This is a genomic window from Klebsiella sp. CN_Kp066 (assembly GCF_040065135.1).
Classification (GTDB): Bacteria; Pseudomonadota; Gammaproteobacteria; order Enterobacterales; family Enterobacteriaceae; genus Klebsiella; species Klebsiella oxytoca.
This window is the reverse complement of sequence record NZ_JBEAIU010000051.1, coordinates 91,828-114,594: the sequence shown is the minus strand read 5'-3', so window position 1 is coordinate 114,594 and position 22,767 is coordinate 91,828. Positions and strand designations below refer to the sequence as shown.

Annotated in this window: 21 protein-coding genes; 9 read left to right on the top strand and 12 right to left on the bottom strand. The window is 54.1% G+C overall.

Annotated features, from left to right (window positions below):
* The first annotated feature begins 4 nt into the window (after window positions 1–4).
* From ABLV75_RS20200 to ABLV75_RS20175, 6 genes are all read left to right on the top strand, one after another.
* Window positions 5–883, top strand: a complete 879-nt coding sequence (locus ABLV75_RS20200) for an SMP-30/gluconolactonase/LRE family protein (RefSeq protein WP_004105431.1) — start codon at window positions 5–7, stop codon at window positions 881–883.
* A gap of 76 nt (window positions 884–959) precedes the next feature.
* Complete coding sequence (locus tag ABLV75_RS20195; protein WP_004105439.1) at window positions 960–2,330, top strand: MFS transporter; 1,371 nt, start codon at window positions 960–962, stop codon at window positions 2,328–2,330.
* 13 nt (window positions 2,331–2,343) lie between these two features.
* Window positions 2,344–3,519, top strand: coding sequence for a glycerate kinase (locus ABLV75_RS20190; protein WP_004105441.1), 1,176 nt, complete (start codon window positions 2,344–2,346; stop codon window positions 3,517–3,519).
* Window positions 3,516–4,673: a sugar diacid recognition domain-containing protein gene (locus ABLV75_RS20185; RefSeq protein WP_004105443.1), complete on the top strand. Its 1,158-nt coding sequence runs from the start codon at window positions 3,516–3,518 to the stop codon at window positions 4,671–4,673. The genes ABLV75_RS20190 and ABLV75_RS20185 overlap by 4 nt, the downstream gene beginning before the upstream one ends.
* Window positions 4,674–5,047: 374 nt before the next feature.
* Window positions 5,048–6,697 (top strand): OFA family MFS transporter, encoded by a 1,650-nt coding sequence (locus tag ABLV75_RS20180; protein WP_004105444.1) that lies wholly within the window; start codon window positions 5,048–5,050, stop codon window positions 6,695–6,697.
* A gap of 200 nt (window positions 6,698–6,897) precedes the next feature.
* Window positions 6,898–7,338, top strand: a complete 441-nt coding sequence (locus tag ABLV75_RS20175; protein WP_004105447.1) for a nucleoside 2-deoxyribosyltransferase — start codon at window positions 6,898–6,900, stop codon at window positions 7,336–7,338.
* 58 nt (window positions 7,339–7,396) lie between these two features.
* On the opposite strand, the gene ABLV75_RS20170 is transcribed toward ABLV75_RS20175, so the two are convergent.
* Window positions 7,397–7,909 carry an AAA family ATPase gene (locus ABLV75_RS20170; protein ID WP_004105449.1) on the bottom strand — a complete coding sequence of 171 codons (513 nt, stop codon included), beginning with the start codon at window positions 7,907–7,909 and terminating at the stop codon, window positions 7,397–7,399.
* Between the two features lie 214 nt (window positions 7,910–8,123).
* Here ABLV75_RS20170 and ABLV75_RS20165 point away from each other — a divergent pair, with 214 nt between their 5' ends.
* Window positions 8,124–9,383 carry an MFS transporter gene (locus ABLV75_RS20165; protein ID WP_004105451.1) on the top strand — a complete coding sequence of 420 codons (1,260 nt, stop codon included), beginning with the start codon at window positions 8,124–8,126 and terminating at the stop codon, window positions 9,381–9,383.
* 66 nt (window positions 9,384–9,449) lie between these two features.
* Here the strand turns inward: ABLV75_RS20165 and ABLV75_RS20160 are convergent, their stop codons facing one another.
* The 6 genes from ABLV75_RS20160 to ABLV75_RS20135 form a co-directional block, all read right to left on the bottom strand.
* The gene (locus ABLV75_RS20160) at window positions 9,450–10,070 is read right to left on the bottom strand and encodes a hypothetical protein (protein WP_004105453.1); all 621 of its coding nucleotides are present in this window, start codon (window positions 10,068–10,070) and stop codon (window positions 9,450–9,452) included.
* Between the two features lie 232 nt (window positions 10,071–10,302).
* Window positions 10,303–11,037, bottom strand: a complete 735-nt coding sequence (locus tag ABLV75_RS20155) for a molecular chaperone (protein WP_004105455.1) — start codon at window positions 11,035–11,037, stop codon at window positions 10,303–10,305.
* Window positions 11,034–12,383 carry a fimbrial protein gene (locus ABLV75_RS20150; protein WP_224226424.1) on the bottom strand — a complete coding sequence of 450 codons (1,350 nt, stop codon included), beginning with the start codon at window positions 12,381–12,383 and terminating at the stop codon, window positions 11,034–11,036. Before ABLV75_RS20150 ends, ABLV75_RS20155 begins: the two co-directional genes overlap by 4 nt.
* 11 nt (window positions 12,384–12,394) lie before the next feature.
* Window positions 12,395–14,947, bottom strand: coding sequence for a fimbria/pilus outer membrane usher protein (locus ABLV75_RS20145; RefSeq protein WP_004105459.1), 2,553 nt, complete (start codon window positions 14,945–14,947; stop codon window positions 12,395–12,397).
* A 26-nt stretch (window positions 14,948–14,973) separates the two neighbouring features.
* Entirely contained in the window at window positions 14,974–15,669 is a 696-nt protein-coding gene (locus ABLV75_RS20140) for a molecular chaperone (RefSeq protein WP_004105460.1), read from the bottom strand.
* Window positions 15,670–15,758: 89 nt separating this feature from the next.
* The gene (locus ABLV75_RS20135) at window positions 15,759–16,307 is read right to left on the bottom strand and encodes a fimbrial protein (protein ID WP_032704745.1); all 549 of its coding nucleotides are present in this window, start codon (window positions 16,305–16,307) and stop codon (window positions 15,759–15,761) included.
* Window positions 16,308–16,796: 489 nt separating this feature from the next.
* Here ABLV75_RS20135 and ABLV75_RS20130 point away from each other — a divergent pair, with 489 nt between their 5' ends.
* Together ABLV75_RS20130 and ABLV75_RS20125 are read left to right on the top strand one after the other, a co-directional pair.
* Window positions 16,797–17,639 carry a hypothetical protein gene (locus ABLV75_RS20130; protein ID WP_224227627.1) on the top strand — a complete coding sequence of 281 codons (843 nt, stop codon included), beginning with the start codon at window positions 16,797–16,799 and terminating at the stop codon, window positions 17,637–17,639.
* Complete coding sequence (locus tag ABLV75_RS20125; RefSeq protein ID WP_348855117.1) at window positions 17,626–17,982, top strand: hypothetical protein; 357 nt, start codon at window positions 17,626–17,628, stop codon at window positions 17,980–17,982. Before ABLV75_RS20130 ends, ABLV75_RS20125 begins: the two co-directional genes overlap by 14 nt.
* 364 nt (window positions 17,983–18,346) lie before the next feature.
* On the opposite strand, the gene arsC is transcribed toward ABLV75_RS20125, so the two are convergent.
* From arsC to stbD, 5 genes are all read right to left on the bottom strand, one after another.
* Window positions 18,347–18,772 carry a glutaredoxin-dependent arsenate reductase gene (arsC, locus tag ABLV75_RS20120; protein ID WP_004105466.1) on the bottom strand — a complete coding sequence of 142 codons (426 nt, stop codon included), beginning with the start codon at window positions 18,770–18,772 and terminating at the stop codon, window positions 18,347–18,349.
* A 13-nt stretch (window positions 18,773–18,785) separates the two neighbouring features.
* Window positions 18,786–20,078 carry an arsenite efflux transporter membrane subunit ArsB gene (gene arsB, locus ABLV75_RS20115; protein WP_053064409.1) on the bottom strand — a complete coding sequence of 431 codons (1,293 nt, stop codon included), beginning with the start codon at window positions 20,076–20,078 and terminating at the stop codon, window positions 18,786–18,788.
* A gap of 51 nt (window positions 20,079–20,129) precedes the next feature.
* Window positions 20,130–20,480, bottom strand: a complete 351-nt coding sequence (locus tag ABLV75_RS20110) for a transcriptional regulator (protein ID WP_024274679.1) — start codon at window positions 20,478–20,480, stop codon at window positions 20,130–20,132.
* 252 nt (window positions 20,481–20,732) lie between these two features.
* The gene (locus ABLV75_RS20105; RefSeq protein WP_004105470.1) at window positions 20,733–21,467 is read right to left on the bottom strand and encodes a fimbrial assembly chaperone; all 735 of its coding nucleotides are present in this window, start codon (window positions 21,465–21,467) and stop codon (window positions 20,733–20,735) included.
* Window positions 21,433–22,767 carry a fimbrial usher protein StbD gene (gene stbD / locus ABLV75_RS20100; RefSeq protein WP_004105471.1) on the bottom strand — a complete coding sequence of 445 codons (1,335 nt, stop codon included), beginning with the start codon at window positions 22,765–22,767 and terminating at the stop codon, window positions 21,433–21,435. Before stbD ends, ABLV75_RS20105 begins: the two co-directional genes overlap by 35 nt.

Sequence of the window (22,767 nt, the reverse complement as noted above, 5' to 3'; positions counted from 1 at the left end):
CCTTATGCGCATCGAAGTCTTACTGGATTTAAAAACTCGACTCGGCGAAAGCCCGGTCTGGGATGTCGAACAGCAGCGTCTTTGGTGGGTGGACAGCCTCGACGGGCGCCTGTTCGCCTGTAACGCGCAGGGCGGCGCGATTAAGAGCTGGGACGTGCGGCAGAAAATTGGCTCGTTCGCCCTGCGCCAGAACGGCGAAGGCGCGGTGGTGGCGCTACAGAATGGCGTGCATCTGCTCGACTTCGCCAGCGGCGAGCTGACGCTGCTGCACCACCCGGAAGCGGACCGGCCCTTTAACCGGCTCAACGACGGCAAAGTCGATCGTCAGGGACGTTTTCTGTTCGGATCGATGGATATGCGTGAAGAGGAGCCGAGCGGCGCGCTATATCGCCTGGACGCCGATCTGTCACTACACGTGCTGAAGAAAAATATCATCGTCTCTAACGCCCCCTGCTGGAGCCCCTCCGGCGAGACGTTCTATTTTGCCGATACCTGGACGGGCGAAATCTGCGCCTGGGACTACAACACCGCGACCGGCGATCTCTCCGGAGAACGAGTCTTTTGCCGTGTCGATAGCAGCGAAGGCGGCGCGGCGGATGGCGCCACCGTGGACAGCGAAGGCTATCTGTGGAACGCGCTGGTCTACGCGGGCAAGCTGGTGCGCTACACGCCGGAGGGCAAGATCGATCGCATCATTGAGATGCCGGTGAAAAAAGTGACCAGCGTTATGTTCGGCGGCGAAAACCTCGACGTGCTGTACGTCACCTCAATGGCGCAGCCGCCCCTCCCGCGCTTCCCGGAAGATAATCAGCTGCGCGGCAGCCTGTTCGCCCTGTACGACCTGGGCGTGACCGGCGTAGCGGAGCGGCGTTTTGCCGGCTAAGCGAACCTCCGGCTCGCCGCGATAACAATAATACCCGGCGAACTGACTCTGACCCTGACACCAGGCGGCGCGCATCATGCTGTCGCGACGCCGCGGAGTAAACACGACTATGACAACAATCAATCACACACCTGCCGGCGAACAAGGTGGAAAAAAGCGGCTGATACATCGTTTCTCCTGGGTTTCGCTGCTGGTTTGCTGGCTAATCTGGGTGCTTAACGCCTACGATCGCGAGATGATCCTGCGCCTTGGCCCGGTCATTTCTAAAGAGTTTTCGCTCTCGCCGGAACAGTGGGGCAACGTCGTCGCCCTGATTATGGTTGCCCTCGCGGTGCTGGATATCCCCGGCTCCATCTGGAGCGATCGCTACGGTTCAGGCTGGAAACGAGCGCGCTTTCAGGTACCGCTGGTGCTGGGCTATACCGCCCTCTCTTTTCTTTCCGGTATTAAAGCGATCAGCCACGGGCTGACGGCCTTTGTGCTGCTGCGCGTTGGCGTCAACCTCGGGGCCGGCTGGGGCGAGCCCGTCGGCGTCAGCAACACCGCAGAGTGGTGGCCGAAAGAGAAACGCGGCTTCGCGCTGGGGGTGCATCATACCGGCTATCCGATTGGCGCGCTGCTGAGCGGCGTGGTGGCAAGTCTGGTGCTTTCCGCATTTGGCGAAGGCAGCTGGCGCTACTGCTTCCTGCTGGCGCTGATCGTCGCCATCCCGCTGATGATTTTCTGGGCGAAATATTCCACCGCCGATCGCATCAACACGCTTTATCAGCATATCGATAGCCAGGGGATGACGCGCCCGGCGACCCAGGAAAGCAGCCATGTTGCCAAAGGCGAAGGGATGAAGACCTTTTTACGCACCCTGCGCAACCGCAATATTTCGCTAACGGCGGGCAATACCCTGCTGACGCAAATTGTCTATATGGGCATTAACGTTGTGCTGCCGCCGTATCTTTATCACGTCTCCGGCCTGTCGCTGGCAGCATCCGCCGGGCTAAGTATTATCTTCACGCTTACCGGTACCCTGGGCCAGATAATTTGGCCCTGGCTGTCCGATAGCTTTGGCCGTAAACGTACTCTGATCGTCTGCGGTCTGTGGATGAGTATCGGCATTGCGCTGTTCTATTTCGCCACCAATATGCCGCGTCTTATCGCCATTCAGCTATTTTTTGGCCTGGTGGCCAACGCCGTGTGGCCTATTTACTACGCAATGGCTTCGGACTCCGCCGAAGAACGCGCCACCTCTACCGCCAACGGCATTATCACCACGGCGATGTTTATCGGCGGCGGCATTTCGCCATTGCTTATGGGCTGGCTCATCCAGTTCGGTGGGGGATGGGAAAATCCGGCGGGTTATATCTACGCCTTCTTTACCATGGCGGGATGCGCGCTGCTGGGGATGTTATTGCAGCTCATGACCACCGATAAAACGCCGCGCAAAGCGCATTAACGCAGGAGAACGCATGAAGATTGTTATCGCGCTGGATTCGTTTAAGGGTAGCTGTAGCGCGCAGGCCGCTTGCGCAGCGGTAGCACAGGGGTTGCGCCGGGTTGACGAGGGGCTGGAGCTGGTCGAAATGCCCGTGTCGGACGGCGGAGAGGGGCTGCTCTCGGCCCTTGCGGAAAGTCCGCAGCTGAAGGGCGCAAGGTGGCAGCAGCAGCATTGCACCTCGCCTTACGGTCTCTCCGTAGAGGCCGCGTTTCTGATCCTGCCCGGCGAACGGGCCATTATCGAGATGGCGCAAAGCTGTGGGCTGGAGCTCACGCCGAAAGCGCAGCGGGATGTGCGTCTGGCCAGCAGCTTTGGGCTGGGTGAGCAGGTAAAAGCGGCGCTGGATGCCGGATGTCGGCATTTGATTATCGGGCTGGGCGGCAGCGCGACCAACGATGGCGGTATCGGTTTTGCCCAGGCGCTTGGCGCCCGCTTCTGGCGCGAGGACGGCACGCTGCTGCCGGTTCCCGCGGCGGGTCAGGATCTTGCGCATATTCAGCGCATCGATTTAAGCGCCATGGATCCGCGCTTACGACAGGCCGAAATACAGGCCTCCTGCGACGTCACGAATCCTCTGCTTGGGGAAAATGGCGCCACCTGGGTGTATGGCGCGCAGAAAGGCGCGGACGAGGCCGCGCTCAGGGAACTGGAGGCGGGTATGGCGCACTACAGTCGGCAGCTTACGCAAACGCTCGGCTACGACGTCAGCGAACGGCCCGGCGCCGGGGCCGCGGGCGGTATGGGGGCCGCGCTGATCGCTTATGCGGGCGCCACGCTGCGCCCGGGCATTGACCTGGTGCTGGAACTGCTTAACGCCGACCGCCATCTTAGCGATGCCGCGCTGACCATCGTCGGGGAAGGCTGGCTCGATCGTCAGAGCGCCTTTGGTAAAGCCCCGGTGGGCGTGGCGGGCAAAGCGGCGCGCCACGGCGTACCGGTTGTGGCCCTTTGCGGCGGACGCGATGAGAGCAGTCGGCAATTGTATCAACACCATATTGACGCGATGTGGTCTATTTGCCAGCGCCCTATGCCGCTGGCGGAGTCGATGAACACATGCGAACAGCTCCTCGCCGACGCAGCGGAGAATGTTCTACGAACCTTTCTGAGCGGGCGGCGCGGAGAGGCACATAAGCGGATAACTGTATGATTATTACGACGGCGCTGGCTAATGAAATTGTCGCCCGGGCAATGGCGATAATTCATCATAACGTGAACGTGATTGACCATCATGGACAGATCATTGCCTCAGGTGAACGGCATCGTATCGGCGAGCAGCATGAGATCGCCCGTGAGGTGATACGTACCGGTAAACGCATTTGTATTAACAACACCGCGGAAGCCGCGCGTTTCCAGAATGTGCATCCCGGTATTAATCATCCCATTATCTATGACGATCGCGTGGTGATGGTGGTGGGCATCAGCGGCGATCCCGCAGCGATCAGCCGCTATGCTGAACTGGCGGTACTCACCGCCGAGCTGCTGGTCCGCCAGGCCATAGAGATGCGGGAAACCAACTGGCGACAGCGTCTGCGCGATACCCTGTTTGGTCAATATCTTGATCAAGGCGCTTCGCCCGCCGGACAGGAAGCGCTTCATCGCCTGGTTGAGCTTGGCTTCGCTTTTGATGCGCCGCTGGTGCCGGTCGTGGTGACCGTGCAGGTTGAACAGCATCAGCTAAGCGAAATACTGAGTACGCTGCTGCGAGAATTCTCGCAGTTGGCCGGGGTAAGAGACGTCATTTTGCTGGGCAGCAATGAGATCCTGATCCTCAATACGCTGAGCGAATCCCAGGAAACGCTGCTGCGGGGCATCGAGTTTGTCCTCAGCAATCAGATCAGCCATTACCATATCGGCATTGGCGTGCAGGCTGACAGCGCTCCGGATATTCGCGAGGCCATCCGATTCGCCCGTTCGGTGATTGAGGTGGGGAGCAAAGTGCAGCCGCAGCGGCAGATCTACTACTTTCGCGAAATGGCGATGCTCTGCCTGTTCCGGGTGCTGGAAGACAGCTATATGGTCAATTTTTTTATCAATAACGTACGCCAGCTGCTTGAGCATGATTCCGGCGAAGTGCTGCTGGATACCCTCAGCAGCTTTATTGCCAATAACGCCGAGCCGGGAAAAACGTCGCTGCTGTTGGGGATTCATCGCAATACGCTCACCTACCGGCTGCAGCAGATTAAAAAGCATATTCAGCTCGATCCGATGGTTTTCACCGACCTGACGCAGCTGGCGGTGTCGGTACACTGCTATCGTCGGCAGAACCCGCGCCAGAGCGAATGGATTGATACCTTAAGCTAACGTGCGCCGGGCGAGCAGGCCGGTACGCGCCCTCGCCCGCCCTTCACAGCAAACACCGTGCCGGTCGCGTTCTGCTGGCCAGCAGAGGAGAGCGCTGACGTCAAAGACGCTCAGCGCCGCGCGCCATCGCCACCTCGCACCGCGTATCACTCTGAGATCGACGTTTATCAAAATAATAGCGCGCCCGGCGATTTTATCCCGACAGGCGCCTTCGTTGCCGAGGGCTGGCTTTTCGCCTCATCCCTTCAGCGAAGCTTGCTCGCTTCAGTCGCCATTTTTGTACACAAATTAATCAAATGGCACCTTTCTTGCCTTTTATCTACGTTCCCCGACCGCAGCATTCGTCGGCCAATGTAGATAAAAAGGACAGGAAAATGGCGCAAATGAATGAAAACATCGCGACCGCACCGGTCTCTCCCCTACGCGATTTTTTCGCGAAACCACGTATCATCGCCAGGCCCGGTTTTAACCGCTGGCTGGTGCCACCGGCCGCACTGGCCGTTCATCTCTGCATAGGTATGGCCTATGGGTTTTCCGTTTACTGGCTGCCTATGTCGCAGCTCATAGGAGGAAGCGAGTCCCTTCAATGCCCCGTCAATATGTCGTTCTGGCAGCAGCTGTTTACCCGCGATTGCGACTGGAAAATCTCCATGCTCGGCTGGACCTACACGCTGTTTTTTGTTTTTCTCGGCTGTTCGGCGGCGCTGTGGGGCAGCTGGCTTGAGAAGGTTGGACCGCGGCTGGTGAGCTTTATTGCCACCTTATGCTGGTGCGGCGGCCTGCTGCTATCCAGCGTCGCCATCTATTTCCATCAGCTATGGTTGCTGTGGCTGGGGGCCGGGGTCATCGGCGGAATCGGTCTCGGACTGGGCTATATTTCACCGGTTTCGACGCTGTTGCGCTGGTTCCCTGACAAGCGCGGAATGGCGGCCGGGATGGCGATCATGGGTTTTGGCGGGGGAGCGCTGGTGGGGGCGCCGCTGGCAAATGGTCTGATGAATTACTTCGCCGGTCCGACCGGCAACGGGGTATGGCAAAGCATTCTGGCGCTGGCGGCGATTTATGCGCTATTTATGCTTGCCGGTACCTTTGGCTATCGCCTGCCGCCCATGGGCTGGCACCCTTCGGGCGAGAAGGCGCAAAAAACGATCCGCAATAATCCCACGATCCAGGTGCACGTCCGCGTCGCCTGCCGTACCCCACAGTTCTGGCTGCTGTGGATGGTGCTATGGCTCAACGTCACCGCGGGGATCGGTATTCTCGGTATGGCTTCGCCGATGCTGCAGGAGATCTTTGCCGGAAAACTGCTGTCGCTCGATCTCAGCTGGCATGAGCTGAACGGCGAGCAGCTGAAACGCATTGCTACCATGGCCGCAGGATTTACCGGCCTGCTCAGCCTGTTTAACATCCTGGGACGGTTTTTCTGGGCATCGGTATCCGATCTGTGCGGGCGAAAAATGACCTTTGCGATCATTTTCTGCCTGGGCGCCGTGCTGTACGGGACGTTGCCGCTGGTGAATCACGGCGGCTATATCGCGCTTTATGTCTGCGCGATGTGCATTATCATTTCGATGTACGGCGGAGGTTTTGCCAGTATTCCCGCCTATCTGGCTGATGTCTTTGGCTCACAAATGGTGGGCGCGATTCATGGACGCTTGTTAACCGCCTGGTCGGCGGCGGGGATCAGCGGCCCGGTTCTGGTGAACTATCTGCGCGAGTATCAGTTGACGCACGGGGTCCCGCCCGAGCGCGTCTACGATATAACGCTGATGGTCCTGACCGGCCTGCTGGTGTTGGGTTTTATCTGTAATCAGCTGGTGCGTCCGCTGACGGAAGAGCATGCGATGACCGCGGAACAGCAGCAGCAGGCGAAAGGTCTGTATACCATCAATAAGGATGCTCAGCTCACGTGGGAGGCCCGCCCGTCCACGCTGCTGTTAATCGTAAGCTGGTTAGCGGTGAGCGTGCCGCTTTTATGGGGCGTCGGCACCACCCTCCAGCAGGCCGTGAAGTTCTTTATGTAAAGTCTTGCCGCCGATGCCGGGCGGCATCGGCCAGACGAGAGAAAGCGCACTTTGCAGCACGTAACATAGTCAGCATCCATCGATAAAGTTATTCTAACGACTCAGGTGAATAGACTAACTGCCTATCAGGGAAGAAGACTGTCAGGCGAACTTTTACCGGTCGACTGCAGCTTTCAATGAATCTTCAGGAGAATCGATTGATGGTAAATATTTATATTGCGAGTCCTTTTTTCAGCGACGACCAGATTGATCGCGTCCAGCGCGTCGAACAGGCGCTGACCGCCAATAAAACGGTAGATAAATTTTTCTCACCGCGCCTGGCCGATGCGGAGAATCTGGAATACGGCACTTTACCCTGGCGCGATTTCATCTTTAAGAACGATATCAAGCATCTCGACGAAGCCACGGTGGTGGTTGCCGTTGTTGATTTCTTTGACGATCACGTCGATAGCGGTACGGCGTACGAAATCGGCTATGCCCACGCGTTTAAAAAGCCGTTGATTATCGTTCAGGAAAAAGGGAATAAGCTAAACCTGATGATTTCAGAAAGTCTGACTTACTATACCCAAAGCGCTGAAGAGCTGGCGACTTACGACTTTACTCAACTGAAAAAGAATATCTTTACCGGCGACGTTTTCTGATACCACGCGGTCGTCTGAGCGACCGCTTTTTTCCCTCGCCTGGGGAGTGTTCATAGGCTTACCGGCGGTGCGACCCAATATGCGCAACGATCCGCTCTACCGCCTCTTCGGCGCTCAGTACTGAGGTATCCAGCACCAGGCTGGCAGAATGCCAGGGTTCGTAATCACGGGTGATGACCTTTTGCCAGTCCGGCAGGATATGGCCGCGAATGTCCGCTGCGCGGTTTTCCACGCGATACCGATGCTGCGTTTGGTCGGAGCAGGTCACTTCTATCTCCAGATAAGGCGCGGCATTCTCGGTCGCGACCTCTCTCCAGGCCTGGCGGGTAATGGCGATGGGATTCACCGCATCGGCAATCACCACGTTGCCCAGCCTGAGGTTATCCGCAGCAATGGCGTACGCCGCCAGATATCCGGCCGGTCCTATATCGTGCCGGGTGACGGTTTCGGCGCGGATCAGCGCCTGCTCAATCGAATCGATTCGTAACCAGACGGCCCCCAGCCTGGCGGCCAGCAGGCGAGCGATGGTTGATTTCCCGGTACCGGGCAGGCCGCCAAAGATCAGTAACATAGATATCCCGTTATTCAAGAGCCTTTAATGGATGACAATTTCCGCACGTTGATGACAATAGAGCGCCGATCGCCTCACGTCCAGCGCTGATGTGCGCACGTGGTACAAGGCCAAAAAACCACACAAAAAACAGGATTATTTTATCTCCGTTTAGGGTCGGTTGAGTTGGTTTACAGATACTAAGATGCAGGATGGCAGATTCCCCGGAGCCCGCATGAATACCCCGCCACGGCGTTTAATCCAGTACGGCAGCGTCATGTTGTTTCCGCTGGCGATGATTATTTATGATTTTTCGGCTTACCTGACCACGGATCTTATTCAGCCAGGCATTATTCATATCATCAACGAGCTTCAGGCTGATGTCACCCTTGCTCCGGCATCGGTCAGCCTGTATATGGCTGGAGGCCTGGCGCTGCAGTGGCTGCTGGGCCCTCTGTCAGATCGTATCGGCCGCCGCCCCGTTCTGCTCACCGGCGCCCTGGTTTTTGCTCTCTCCTGCCTGAGCATGCTGTTTGTCGCTTCGATCGCGCAATACTTCGTCGCCCGCTTTATCCAGGGAACCAGCATCTGTTTTATCTCGACCGTGGGCTATGTGTCGATTCAGGAAGCGTTTGGGGAAACCGATTCAATCAGAATCATGGCTGCGCTGACCTCTATCGTCCTGCTTGCGCCGGTTATCGGACCGCTGGCCGGCGCGGCGCTAATGACGGTGATGCACTGGAAACTGCTGTTTGCCATTATTGGCGCGCTGGGCCTGGTGGCCTGGGCCCTGCTGCTTTTTAAGATGCCGGAAACCGTTATCTCTCAGGGGCGGGGATTTAAACCGGGGGAAGTGCTGGCTGATTTCATCGCGGCGTTTCGTCATCCCGTGGTGCTGACAGGTTCGCTGGCGGTGGCCTTTGGCAACGTGCCGATGATCACCTGGGTGGCGCTCTCTCCGGTGATTCTGATTGAGCACGGCGGCATGTCTCCCGCGGCATATGCCTGGACTCAGGTGCCGGTGTTCAGTGGGCTGATTATCGCCAGCGCGATCGTGGCGAACGTGGTAAAAGACCCCACTTCGCCGCGCTTTATCTGGCGTACCGTTCCGATACAGCTGACCGGCCTGCTGATCCTGCTGGTCGGTAATCTTCTGTGGCCGCATGTCTGGTTCTGGTCGGTGCTGGGTACCAGCATTTATGCGCTGGGGATTGGGCTACTTTACCCGGTGCTGTTCCGCTTCACGCTCTTTTCCCATCATCTGCCAAAAGGCACCGTGTCCGCCACGCTGAATATTCTGGCCCTGAGCGCGTTTGCCGCTTCCATTGAGGCAACCCGTTGGATCTACTTCCATGCTGGTGGCAGAATCGCCTTCCACTGCGCGGCGCTGATGGCCGGTCTCGCCGTGGTAATACTGGTTTCCCGGCTGCTGAAACTGCGTAAGCGGTATCAGGATAGTTCTGCGCCGCCGCAGACCGACGCTCAGAAACTGTAGTGCAAAACGAGGAGGTCGTATGCCTTCCTGCGAGAGCGGATGCCAGCGATTTGCCGCGCGCAGGCTCTAGGATCTCCTGGCATTCATCGACACAAAGTTCCCGTCTACGATCCTCTTATAGCGCAAGCCTATTTCATTCATTTCTAATAAATCGCGGCAAAGTAAAAAGCCATTCATTTTCGTGGATTTAAAACCAAATTTTTTTATAGTGTGATTCTTAATGGCATAAACAGCTTTTTGCGTGATATTCAAGGTTTCCGCGAGATCCTTCACACTGGCTCCTGCCGACAGTCCTTTAAATATCCTTTTAGACCGCTGCGAGCTTTTTCTATACACGCTTCTCTTTGCTGATTTTATTTTTTGCAAAAACTCTTTTTTCGATAGGAATGAAGGAATGATCATAGGGTCCTTATCATTGTTGCAATCTGATACTTTACAATGCGTAATAACAAACACCTGCAAATTATAAGCCGCAACAAGGCGTAATAATACTCGTCGCTTCCTGATGCAATGAATATATAAAATAACTTTTTGATCGTAGGTAGCAAAAGATCTCACCACCGCTCTCAGTCCCGATGCATTTATGTCATTGTATAACACGGCATGATTTTCTGCCGCCTCATTCAATAAATGCCTGGCCCCCTGCAAAAAATACACATCGTCGGTAATTATGTTGATGATGTTCAAAGCTATTAAACTCCGGTTTAATATTTATTTATAAACAATATAAATCACCGACCACCAGCCTGTTAATCACAGAAGTCAAAAACAAAGTAAAAAACCAATATAAACAAGAGGCTGCATGAGAAACCAAATGGGTAATGCCCTGCAGGTTTAAGAGGTTAAGAAACTTAAATCATATAAAATGGCGGGGGGTACGTCGTTTAAATTTTCAATCGTTCAAGGCCGTGAGCAGACATCATAACCGAGTATGGTCATTTAGAATGGCACCCCGGTCGTCAACATAGTAGAACTGAATCTCGCTGGCGCTCGTCACCGGTATATTCCCCGAAAGAGCATAACGGCGCTGACTAAAAGGCGCGGTCATCATATCCATTTCCCGCTCAACATGCCGTTGCGTTTTTCCGTGACGAACAATAATGTCCGTAAACGATATATGCCAGGGCGTGGGATTGTCACACTCCACGTACCAGCGCCCGCCTTCTTGTACTGCCCGGAATTTAAGACGTGCGGCCGCACTCTCGGGAGCGGGAGAGAGACCTTGTGGACGATAAAATATTTTTAACTGGGTGTTCATTGCCAGCTGCAGCCGGGATTGCTCCGGCATATTTTTACTGACGGGCGGAATTTCATAGAGGTTAATCCAGAACACGCTCTCGCGGTCTCGTGGCAAAGGGGTCTGGTTATAGACAATCCGCAGCCCCTGTATTCCTTCCGGCTGCAGGCGAAACACGGAAGGCAGCACAATAAAAGGCGCCCCCGTATAGGCCGGATTGCCGCTGCCGTCATCAACCCAGCTCTGCACAATGACCGGCCAGGAATTGGTATTAGCCAGCATCAGGCTGATTTCCCGGGTTCCTTCGGTATAGATGACTCGCGTGCCGCTCGCTATCAGTCCGGCATAAACGCGTAATGGCGCGAGAAACATTATCAACAGCACCGATATCCAGCCAACGCGGCGAAATTTGTTCACTGTATTTTCACCAGAACATAGGCTGTGGCATAAACTTTACCGGGGGTGACCGCCTGGCCGTCCAGTTTCTGCAGGGTGGCTAAAAATGTGCTGCTGTAGTGCGTATATCCCGCCATGGTGCTTCCAGCGTTATCGGCCGCCTCCAGTACCGGATACCATCCGGCATTTTCGCCACCGGGCGTGGTCAGGGATACCGTCCCCGGCTGACCCACGAAGTTCATTCTTTTCCCCTGCGCATTCTGCAGGGTAATTCCCACGCCCCGGGCCATGTTTTCGCCAAAATAATCATCAGAGACCAGATGCGTCACGCCGCCGCTGCCGTTCACCAGCCCCAGCGTGCTGGCCGCGCTGTATGACCCCGGGGAAACCTGAATACCAATCGCCGTCTGGCCTGCAGCCGTACCCGACTCGGCTGAATCACTGCACTCTACCTGCACGGTGAAGCTGGCGCTGGCGCTCCCCCCCTGTTCGAGTTCAGCAATAGAAATTGTGCGAAATAAAACCTGCGGGGTGGCATTGCGCGCCACGCAGGTAGGCAGGGAATAGAGGGTGTTCGCCAGCCGCATGCCGTAGCCAAAGCCGTTATCCGCTCCCCAGAAATCGTAGTTATAGGCGCTGTCCTCACCCGGGAAATCGCGTGCGAAACTGAAGCTGACGCTGCTGTCGCCGGACAGCTGGATGTAGGCGTTGGGCTGAGTCATGACGGAATTTTGACAGTAATAGTTACGCCCCGTCGCGGAAGCAAAGCCAATACCAACCCCATCATCATTGTTGTTACCACAATAGGCCGATGCGGCGGAGGTTCCCGGCAGGCTGCTGATCCGGTACAGCTCGGCGACCAGAGGCGGGATATCCTGCAGACGGATCTGAATCTTCCCCGTTGAGCTTGTGGCGTATGATGTGATGGGAACCTTCTGCCAGTGGCGGGTCAGCGTGACGCCGGACATGGTCTGTCTGATTCCGACGTAGGCGAACCAGGTGGCATAGACGTCGCTCAGGCCGTCGACCGTGCCGATATCATAAAAACCGCCGACGCGATCGTCGCCATTCGTGGCGACCAGAAAATAGATATTGGGAAGATCCGCGGCATCACATTCCCAGAGTACCGAAGCGCCGTTAGCCCCGCCGTGAGTGTAATTCGTTGGCGGCACCACGATGCTGGCCAGCATGGTACCGACCGGCTGCAGATAAGTATCCGTCAGGTTAATTTTCCCGAACGGTATCTGCGCGACATAGGAGTCTTCGGTCTGGGTAACCAGGGTCAGGGAACAGCTGGCGCCGGCCCGGAGGCTGAAAAGCGTCAGGCAGGCAAACAGCAAGTTAAGCAGGAAAGTTCGTCTTTTCATCATCATTATCTTCATCGCTGCGCATCAGGCGTCTGTCGGCAGACTGCGCTGAGTTTTGTCAGGTGCCGGGTGGTTTCTTTGGGGTTTATGCGGTAGGCCAGACGGCAGCGATCCCGCTCGTCGTCACCCCAGCGAACGATCAGCTCTCCCTCAGCGTGCTCCGTACGTAAATAGAGCTGTCCGTTCTGTCCGGCCATACCGATAATCGTCCCGTCCGGTTCAGTGACATCCGCCCCGAGCGGGACCGGCTCTCCGTCTGGCAGACGAGCATTAATCAGCATGGCATGGCCCGTCCTGGTGCGGAATACCACCCTGACGGCAGCGCCGGCCACCGGCGCGACCCGCCGCTCGCTGTCAACCAGTTCTGCGTTGCCATCAATTCCCTGGGGATCGAGCGTTACCCTGCTGTAACGATAGGGTGTGACGGAGGGCACCAGGGCGTAACCCTGGCTGTCAATAATCGACTGGCCGGAGTTATATACGCTTGCCCCTGAAGCGCCTTTAGCCTCAACCAGCGCGAAGGTGTCGCTCAGATAAGGTCCGAACGTCACGCCGCCAGAATGAATGGCGAGCGCCCCCTGCGCATTACCCGACGCCTGCCAGTACCCCTCACCCCGGGAGGCATTGAGCCCCACGCTGACGTTGGGCAGCCGTTTTTGCAGGCCGCCGCTTATCGTTGTCTGATGATACTGCTGGTCGCGCATCACCCCCAGGTTATAACTCAGCGTCCGGGCATCATCGATCATGCCTGAGGTATTGCTCTGAAACTGGTCGCCGCCGCCGGAGGCGTGGGTCCAGGAGTTGCTGATAATCTGGGTGTTATTTTTATCGCTGAATCCCAGCGGAAAGGAGACGGATACTGCGGTCACGGTTTCCTTTCTGCCAGCCTCATAGCTCCCGCCTGCGTGCTGGCGGGAAAGGGAAATGTTGAAGCTCATACCGTTATGAAAACTGTTGCTGTAACCCGCCTGCAGCTGCGTATCCCGGCTCCGGCCGTCCCGGTAATTCTGCGTGGAGCCTGAGAGATAAATATTGCCGAAGGAACCAACCCCCTGGTTAAGGGAGATATCAAACCGGGATTGTTGCTGCCAGGAGGTGGAGGTCCAGCGATCGTGGTCGCGCATGGCTTTTCTTACGCCCAGGACGTCACCAAGTTCGCGATAGCCTGAGGTCGAATAGCGATAGCCCGCAAGCGTCACGGTGGTTGCTGTCGGCTGGAATGTTTTACTCCAGGAAATGTGGGCCATGTAGCCCTTCACGTCATCGCCCTCCGGCATCCCCGCACGGGAGGCGGTGATGTCCAGGCCCAGAGCGCCTACAGAAGAGGCGTAGACCCCACCGCCAATGACCGCCTGATAGTCATCCGCGATCCGCAGTCCCGTATTGAGCGTCAGGGCATTGCTCAGCCCGTACTGCCAGGTCAAGTCGCTGAACAGAGAGTTATCGCCAGCGTCATCGGTACGCCCGACAGCCAGTCCATAGCGTGAGATCCCCGGACGCATGGACTCCGGTACGGCGGAGAACGGCACGCTGAACCGGCTTACGCTGCCGTCGGCCCCAGTGACTTCAACATCCAGATCGCCGCTGTAGCTGGTCGGATAGAGATCGTTAATATCAAACGGGCCGGGAGCGACCGTGGTCTGGTAAATCTGTCGTCCATTCTGGGAGACCGTCACCTTCGACGTACTGCCTGCCACTCCGCGAATGGCCGGGGCATACCCTCGCATGGAATCCGGCAACATTCTCTCATCGGTGGCCAGGCTTATCCCCTTATAGCTCAGACCTGAAAACAGACGCCCGGTCGTGCTCAGTTCACCGGCGGTAAGCTGGCTGTTGAATGCCGGCAACGGGCGCTGCAGATACCGGCGGAGGGTATTCCAGTTTGCACCCGAGTCACGATTCCACTGTACATTTGATAGCTGGCGGAACTGCCACATCCCCAGATTTATCCCGCCGTTCATGGACAGCCAGCCGGAGTCCAGGTCCCGGGCGTTATTACCGGAGTAAGAGACGTGATAATAGTTTGTGATGTAGTTAATAAATCCCAGAGAGCTGCCGACTTCCAGTTCGCCTGGATCAACATAGCCGCGCGGCCGGATATTCATGTCAGCCTGCGGTATACTCAGCTCGAGCCGCAGCCGGGATGTGTCAAAATGGCTGCTGCTGCCTTCAATCAGCGAGCTGAGGGAGAGACAGGTATTGCTCTCTTTTGCGCCGGCAGGCAGACCGTTGCGGGGCGCAATCCCGGCTGCCGCAAGCTGACCGGGCGTCAGGCACGGCCGCACCTGCCCGCTTTCTGTTTCACTGAAGGTAATATTATCGCTGCTGACGAATCCACCATTCACGTAAACATCTACTTTGAAGTTGCCGGGGGCAATATTTCCCGGTTTGCTCAGCCGCATCAGCGCGGTTTCACTGAAACGACCGCCGCGAAACAGAGCAGGGTCAAAAGTATAATCATTTTCTTCAGCTATCCCTGCCGCTCCGGTAATACTCGTGCCGGAAGCAAACGTTACGGAAGCGGGGATTAAAAGGGTCAGGAGAAATAACCTGATACCTGCCATGGGATATTCGCTCAAATAAAAACGCATTACAATCGACGCTCAGTCACAATATCCACCCCATAGTCGTTAACAAGCACAAGACGTAAAAGAAGGCCTCTGAGGCTGGTTATTTCTGACGACGGGGTAACGACCAGTCCGGATTTAGGTGAAATCATCACCCCTTCCGCGAGGCGAATATCCTTTCCGTTGCGGACAAGCGTGGCCCGACGAACAGAGGCGTGATATTCGCTCTGGTTTACTATCCTGATCTGCTTACCTTCCATGCTGAGATGGATATGCTCTGACGTTTTTTCCGGATGCCCCGAAAGCGACGCCGGGCGGTAGAAAACTTTCACCCGATTAGTGATGGCGAAAATTAACTTATTCTGTTGCGTCGTTCCGGCTTTTAACGACGGCAGCTGACTGAAATTAAAATAGAATACAGATTCCCGATCGCCTGGCAACGGCTCTCCGGAATAGGTCAAACGGACAGACTGACCGCTATGAGGCTCCATACGAAAAACCGGCGGAGTGACTATAAACGGGGCAAAACCCTCCGGCGTTCCATTGTCAATCTGTACTTGTACAATATAAGACTGAGACTCCTGGTTGGTTAACTGGAGCGTTTTATCTTTGGCGCCTTCCGGATAAATAATTCGCGTACCCGTTAATATCACGCCTGCATTTGCATAGCCGGTAAAACCGAATGTCAACAGAACAAACAATCGCAGTATCAATCGCATCGGGAAAATATTCCGCAAGATTATTTTAATATTAATATCATTTACTTTTTAAAACACAGGCCGGGTATACGGCCTGTGTTTTTATAAACTCAGAGGTAGCTCAGGGTATATTCCGCTACGGCAATAATCGCACCCGGCGTAGCAGAAGCGGCATCAATAACATAATATTGTGCCCCAAAGGAGTGGCTGGTGGAGGTATCTCCCTCGGGTAAAGAGAGGCCTGCAACATCGGTTACTCCTGACAGCACGACAGGCGTCGTTCCGGCATCGGTGGTGGTCAGTTGGATACCATAACCGACCGCAGCATCAGTGACTGCGCGGTTACCCAGCGTACCGCTGGCGCTGTCGACATCAAACCCCAGGAAACGGGTTTTAATCAACTGAGGGCCCTCGCCTGCCGCCGGGGCAGTACAGCCGCTCACCGTCACGGTAAATGGCGTCAGCCCGGCGGTCTGTCCATTCGCCAGGGTTCCGCCAAAGTCAGCGGTAGAGACTGTCGGTAACAGAACAACGGAGTTTGTCTCACCATTGATGCTGACCGAGCAGGTCTGGCTGGTGACTTCGCCCTGGAATGTGACCGTCGGCGTTACCGCAAATGCAGACCCGGATAATGCTGCAAATGAAAATAAAGCCAGCATTGTTTTAATTGAAGTTTTTGTGTTCACTTTTTCCTGTCCTTTGTTTATTGATTGTTTATTGAAATATTTTATGTAGTGCCTAGAATCAATCGTTTCCATGCACTCTGGATTTAGAGTGCCCCCTGGTAGTGACGCCATACTGATGTGATAAAAGTGACTTAAAATTCATAAATCATCTATAATATTCCCTCGTGAAAATCATCAAGAACCCACAATTACCATGGCTGTTCAGGCCTGTGCGCTGGAAGATTCTTATGATGCGGGAAGATTCCTGGTCGGGGTAGTTTATTAACTAAAAATAAACTCAAAATACAAACAAAACAATAAGTTACAAACCAAAACAAAATTATCTTAATAGTTGTCAAAATTATTTTTTTGGCGAATTTTCATATTTTTCCGGGCTCCAGTGAGAGAAAATATTTAAGGTTAAAGGTTTGGAATTTGTTTCATAAATTTTAGTTTTTGGTGATTTTTATGGTTAAATACATCATGAATAAGCAAGTTATTTTCCTTCCCGGTGAGAAACAATTGTTATCGATAAAGGATGGGACCCGATTTACGATACTTAAGAGTAGCGCCCATTGCCTGGAGTTACTTCTGGAACGGCAAGGACAGCTGGTATCGCACTCTGATTTAATGGTCGCAGGTTGGGGTGAGGATGCGAAGCGTACGGTATCAAATTCGGCTTACTATCAGTCCTTTGTTAATTTACGCAATGTATTAAAAAAACTGGGTTGCCCGGATAACATTCTGTTGACTATTCGTGGCAAGGGTGTGCGGCTGAATGCCTACATTGCCGTGGAAAAGTATGAGGATAATCCACAAAATTCGATAGAGCGTATCCACTCAGTCTCAGACGATCGTAATATCTTTCCCGTTACAGATAACCGGTTTCAGGATGACCAGCTAGCGGATAAAAAAGGCATACAAACCGGTGAAATTTTCGCGCAGCCTGACACAGTAGCACCGCTTACGCCTGAAAATAAAAAACCCATCAAAATGATCTCGTATTGTCTGGCAATTTTCCTTCCATTGATAGGTTTGTTCGCCTTTTTTTTATATCGTTTCCCTTTTCATCATGAATTCATTATCGAAGGTTACTCGCATATCAACGGCACGCCACCTTGCTACTTTGCCAATGCCAGAAATATAAATAACGATTTTGCCATTAACTTTATTCATGACGAAGGGTTAGTGTGTAATAAAGACATCAAATATTTCATTTCATATTTTTCAACGTCACCACGGTTAACCGTGTTTACGTGCGGAAAGGAAGCGTCTTTAAAATGTGACTCAACAACTTACATTGTGGCAAAAAATGAAAAAAATTAAATGGCTCGCTTTCTTATTGTTCTTTACAGGGTTACCTCAACAGGTTAACGCCAATGCTAATGACAAAATCGTTTGCGAAGCGAAACACTCTTTATATCATGGCCAATTTGCAATTAAAGCAACTTACCGGTTTATCATGAATGATAACAGCGGCGTTATTTTGATTAATGGTACCGCGCACCTTGGCCCGGAACGATATGCGATAAGTCGCGAAGTCTATTTTAATTATAAAAGACAAAGCGGTGATGACTATCTTCTCACTAGCCAAAGAGTCTATACCAATCCGATTGATACGTTGCCGGAGTTATTAGCACAACAACACTACCCCTCTTTTTTTCCTTAAAGAAAATAAAAAGTTAAACTTCCTCATTAATTCCGTTAATCAAACAGACTATATCATCAGCTTTGTCAGCACGCCTTTATTTTATTGCAATGGGGAATAATACAGACAGAAACTCAACGATTTTTTTAAGTTATAGCAGATTCTTACTATTAGATAACCAGGAGTAAACCCAAATATAATTTTATAAAAAACCATATTTGGGTTCGCATCACTCCGAAATGCTCACTCTTGCGCTAACAATGTTGCGCTGGCAGGCTTGATCTGCGGCAGTTTCATCACAGCACACCGCGTCATCCCTCCTGCGGCATGCTGCTCTGCATGCTTCGTCGCCTTTTATTTCTTCCGGGACAGCTCCCAGGAGATTTTATTTCACCCGTTTACCCGCATCATCAACAACTTTCTCGCCATCTTCCTTAGCGAAAGCGCCTTGCTGGGCATCGGGAAGAATATCCAGAACAACTTCAGAAGGACGGCACAGACGCGTCCCCAACGGTGTCACCACAATCGGGCGGTTAATCAGGATCGGATGCTGCAGCATAAAGTCGATTAACCGATCGTCAGTAAATCTATCTTCTGCGAGGCCAAGCTCTTCATAAGGCTCAACATTTTTACGCAGCAGCGCCCGCACCGCGATCCCCATGTCGGCAATGAGTTTGACCAGCTCATCGCGTGACGGTGGATTTTCAAGGTAATGAATAACGGTGGGTTCAGTACCGCTATTGCGGATCATCTCCAGCGTATTACGCGAGGTGCCGCAGGCCGGGTTGTGATAAATGGTGATGTTGCTCATAGATAGCAGTATCTCATGACAAAGTGAAAGAGAGACGTAGCGCCAGCGCGGCCAGCGTGACAAACAGCACAGGCAGAGTCATAACGATCCCGGTGCGGAAATAGTAGCCCCAGGTGATGGTCATATTCTTCTGTGAAAGTACGTGCAGCCAGAGCAGCGTTGCCAGGCTACCAATAGGTGTAATTTTCGGACCCAGATCGCAGCCAATCACATTGGCGTAGATCATCGCCTCTTTAATAACGCCGGTTGCGGTGCTTCCATCGATAGAGAGCGCACCAACCAGCACGGAAGGCATGTTGTTCATGATCGAAGACAGGAAAGCCATCAGGAAGCCAGTACCCAACGTTGCGGCCCAGAGTCCTTTATCCGCCAGTACGTTCAGCACACCTGAAAGGTATTCGGTTAGCCCGGCGTTGCGCAGACCGTAGACCACCAGGTACATCCCCAGTGAGAAGATGACGATCTGCCAGGGTGCGCCACGCAGCACTTTACCGGTGTTAATGGCATGACCTCGTTTCGCCACGGTAAACAGTATTACCGCCCCAACTGCCGCAATTGCGCTAACGGGAATCCCGAGAGGCTCGAGGACGAAAAAACCTACCAGCAGAAGAATCAAAACAATCCAGCCGGTGCGGAACGTAGCCGGATCTTTTACTGCTTTTTCAGGTGCCTTCAGGAGAGCCAGATCGTAAGTCGGCGGGATATCTTTGCGGAAGAACAGATGCAGCATAACCAGCGTGGCGATAATAGCAGCAATATCCACCGGCACCATTATCGACGCATACTCAGTGAAGCCCAGTCCAAAGAAGTCCGCCGAGACTATATTCACCAGGTTCGACACGATAAGCGGCAGGCTGGCCGTATCGGCAATAAATCCGGCTGCCATCACGAAGGCCAGCGTCGTCCCCTTGCTGAACCCTAATGCCAGCAGCATGGCGATGACAATGGGAGTCAGAATCAGTGCCGCACCATCGTTAGCAAACAGCGCCGCCACCGCAGCGCCGAGCAAAACGATCCAGGTAAACAGCAAACGGCCACGACCGTTTCCCCAACGAGAGACATGCAGCGCCGCCCATTCAAAAAAGCCGGACTCGTCGAGCAACAGGCTGATAATAATCACCGCAATAAAGGTCGCCGTCGCGTTCCAGACGATATTCCACACCACCGGAATATCCCCCACATGCACAACGCCAGATATCAGAGCCAGTACTGCGCCAAGCGTCGCGCTCCAGCCGATGCCCAGCCCCTTCGGCTGCCAGATAACCAGAATAATGGTCAGGATAAAAATAGCACCTGCCAGTAACATACCCCCTCCCTGAAAATCATATTTGAAAAAACATATATGTTACGGCAAATTTTAAAGACAAACCGCTTTACCGCTTCCCGAACAGTTTGCTGATGCCAGCTTGCGGGCGATGACCTGTACGATCTCTCGCTGGCTTAACCAGGCCTGTTCAATGACCTGTGCTGCCCATACAGGCATATGCGGTGATAAACGATAGTGCACCCACTTACCCTGCTTGCGATCCAACAACAGTCCGCTTGCCCGAAGCATTGCCAGATGGCGGGAGATCTTGGGCTGCGACTGATCCAGCGCCGTGCAGAGATCGCACACGCACAGTTCCCCCATCTCCTTAAGTATCAGCACAATACCCAGACGGGTTTCATCGGACAGATTTTTGAAAAGCTGTAAGGATGTTAATGACATCATTCCTCCCGATTGTTGACGGACAGGATACTCCACGGAAACGCAATATCAATATTGAATATGAAAAATCATATATGTTTAAAAAAGGAACCGCTACGCCTGGCGGATAATCAACTCAAGTGATGCCCGGGTCAATCCTGGTCAATATTAAACCACAGCCGTCACGCTTATGCAGCCCGGCGTGAGGAAGGGATGCGCGACGGAAACATCCATTACTGCGGCGCGGGGAGGGATGGGGTAAAAAAACAGGGTTCAACTCTCTTTCGCCATAATGGTTGCGGTATAGGTTCGCCAGTTTCCGGAGTCATTGATCACCGCATAGTTTACCGTCGTTCCCACGCCCGGTGCCTGAGAGAGCACCACATCCCGCCGCTCATACGGCGCGAGCATGATGGAACCGATCCTGATTCCTTTTGTTGCCGTTACTGTCAGGCTCATATACCACGGCGTTGGGTTGGTTATCGTGATGCCCTGCGAAGCGATGCTGAAGCGCAGTTTCTGTTCATCATTGGCGGTGGGCGCCTTTAAACCGGTCGGACGAATAAATACCTTCAACCGCAGCCGTAGGGGTAACACTAGCTTGCGGGTAGCGCTTTTCGTCGCGCTCAGTTCGGGCGGTATCTGGTAAATGTTGAGCCAGAACAGGCTCTCCCGATCCTCTGGCAGACTGCGCCGCGAGCTCAGCATCACGCGAAGCGTTCTCAACTCATCCGGCTGCATTTTAAAGACGGGCGGCAATACCACCAGCGGCGTACGGCTATTATCGGGTGAAGAGGCGGTCTCTCCGGCGTCGGTCCAGACTTGTAACAGCATTGGCGTTACGCTGTCGTTTGCGAGCGTCAGCGACTGGGCAATATCGTTAGCGGCGAATACGAGCCGGGTTCGGTCAACGTTAACCGCAGCAAACGGCGCGGAATTGACGCCTGCCAGCAACAGCAGCGCTAACACCGCCTTACTGAAAACTAACCACTGCCTGTAACTGCGCATTCACGCTCCCTACCGTTACCGGTTGTCCACCGAGCGCCTCAAGGGAGGCGGTAAAATCACCATGCCAGACCTCTACCGAACCGCGGTCTTTTTTGCTCGTTAGTACGGTGAGCTCTTTATATCCATACCAGCCACGGGCGTTGCCCGTCCCGGTACTCACTTTGTCCGGCAAAAGGTTAAGCGGCGCACCGCCCTGATCGTAAATCCGTATTCCTACTCCGGAAGCCACGCCCTTTCCGCCATAATGCGTGTCCAGTAACCAGGTCAATCCACCGCCGGTGGTCGTCAGGCCAAGGCGGCGCGCGGCGGCCACGGCGCCGGGCTGATTGACTAAAAAACCCATGGCTACGTTAGCGACACTAGTGGTGGGATGAGTCGAGGACATCGCGCCAGCTTCGCACTCCAGCGTTATGCTGAAAGGCGCTTCGCTGCTTTCGCCAGAAGAGAGCGCCTCTGCTGTAATGGTAGGAAGCAGCACCGTCGCGGGATAATCTTCAATGGAGCAGGCCGCGCCGCGAATATAGGTGACCTGATTGTAGCTACTCCACGCACCGGGCCAGGATTCGGGCCAACCATAATAACTTGAAGCATGATCCATACCGGGTTGAATAGCGGAGGTCAGTAAGCCAGGCCCCTTGAATGCGATATAACCGCGCGGCTGGTTATAGGTGTCTTTGTTAATTCTGTCGTTAAAAATATATTGATCCGAGGCGGCGATTTTAAGCATCTCATACAGGACATTACTAAATGCGCCTGCGGGAATATAAATTGCGCGATCGTCCTGAAACCAACTATCCGCAGTGAGCTGGCGCTGCTTCCAGAAGCGGCTATAGTATTCGCCGGTACTCAGATTCGTCATGCGTACCGCGACGTTACGTTCCGCGTCATAGTAGGCTCCCTCCACTTCTTTCGCCCGACGCCCGCCAACAAAGTAGTTATCGCCGTTGGTTGAATACAGTTCATACAGCTTCCCGGCGTCCTGCAAATCACAGCGGTAAAGCACCTGCTTTGCCGTATAGGGCGTCTGAACGCCTGCAGTGAGGAAATTACCCACCGTACTGGCAAGCACGGTGCCGGAAGGCTGGAACTTATTATTCGCGCTAACGCTAATGACTGACGGCAGACCAAGATGACCGATATTGTCATCAAAGGCGCCGCGCCAGAAGCGCGCGGTATAGCCTGCTTTAATCGCCGCCTCCGAAAGGAAACTATTATCCGTCACTTTAACGCAGTTAGCCCAGGACGCGGTGCTGAAAAGCAGGGTAGCAGCAAGTAGCAGCGTTTGGCGAAGATAACACAT

What these genes read in the sequence shown, in the direction of transcription:
- ABLV75_RS20195 (WP_004105439.1), top strand. Translation starts at nt 960, where the DNA reads ATGCTGTCGCGACGCCGCGGAGTAAACACGACTATGACAACAATCAAT.
- ABLV75_RS20175 (WP_004105447.1), top strand. Translation starts at nt 6,898, where the DNA reads ATGGTAAATATTTATATTGCGAGTCCTTTTTTCAGCGACGACCAGATT.
- ABLV75_RS20140 (WP_004105460.1), bottom strand. Translation starts at nt 15,669, where the DNA reads ATGCGATTGATACTGCGATTGTTTGTTCTGTTGACATTCGGTTTTACC.
- ABLV75_RS20180 (WP_004105444.1), top strand. Translation starts at nt 5,048, where the DNA reads ATGGCGCAAATGAATGAAAACATCGCGACCGCACCGGTCTCTCCCCTA.
- ABLV75_RS20165 (WP_004105451.1), top strand. Translation starts at nt 8,124, where the DNA reads ATGAATACCCCGCCACGGCGTTTAATCCAGTACGGCAGCGTCATGTTG.
- ABLV75_RS20200 (WP_004105431.1), top strand. Translation starts at nt 5, where the DNA reads ATGCGCATCGAAGTCTTACTGGATTTAAAAACTCGACTCGGCGAAAGC.
- ABLV75_RS20185 (WP_004105443.1), top strand. Translation starts at nt 3,516, where the DNA reads ATGATTATTACGACGGCGCTGGCTAATGAAATTGTCGCCCGGGCAATG.
- ABLV75_RS20145 (WP_004105459.1), bottom strand. Translation starts at nt 14,947, where the DNA reads ATGGCAGGTATCAGGTTATTTCTCCTGACCCTTTTAATCCCCGCTTCC.
- ABLV75_RS20125 (WP_348855117.1), top strand. Translation starts at nt 17,626, where the DNA reads ATGAAAAAAATTAAATGGCTCGCTTTCTTATTGTTCTTTACAGGGTTA.
- arsB (WP_053064409.1), bottom strand. Translation starts at nt 20,078, where the DNA reads ATGTTACTGGCAGGTGCTATTTTTATCCTGACCATTATTCTGGTTATC.
- ABLV75_RS20190 (WP_004105441.1), top strand. Translation starts at nt 2,344, where the DNA reads ATGAAGATTGTTATCGCGCTGGATTCGTTTAAGGGTAGCTGTAGCGCG.
- ABLV75_RS20105 (WP_004105470.1), bottom strand. Translation starts at nt 21,467, where the DNA reads ATGCGCAGTTACAGGCAGTGGTTAGTTTTCAGTAAGGCGGTGTTAGCG.
- stbD (WP_004105471.1), bottom strand. Translation starts at nt 22,767, where the DNA reads ATGTGTTATCTTCGCCAAACGCTGCTACTTGCTGCTACCCTGCTTTTC.
- ABLV75_RS20170 (WP_004105449.1), bottom strand. Translation starts at nt 7,909, where the DNA reads ATGTTACTGATCTTTGGCGGCCTGCCCGGTACCGGGAAATCAACCATC.
- ABLV75_RS20130 (WP_224227627.1), top strand. Translation starts at nt 16,797, where the DNA reads ATGAATAAGCAAGTTATTTTCCTTCCCGGTGAGAAACAATTGTTATCG.
- ABLV75_RS20150 (WP_224226424.1), bottom strand. Translation starts at nt 12,383, where the DNA reads ATGAAAAGACGAACTTTCCTGCTTAACTTGCTGTTTGCCTGCCTGACG.
- arsC (WP_004105466.1), bottom strand. Translation starts at nt 18,772, where the DNA reads ATGAGCAACATCACCATTTATCACAACCCGGCCTGCGGCACCTCGCGT.
- ABLV75_RS20135 (WP_032704745.1), bottom strand. Translation starts at nt 16,307, where the DNA reads ATGCTGGCTTTATTTTCATTTGCAGCATTATCCGGGTCTGCATTTGCG.
- ABLV75_RS20110 (WP_024274679.1), bottom strand. Translation starts at nt 20,480, where the DNA reads ATGTCATTAACATCCTTACAGCTTTTCAAAAATCTGTCCGATGAAACC.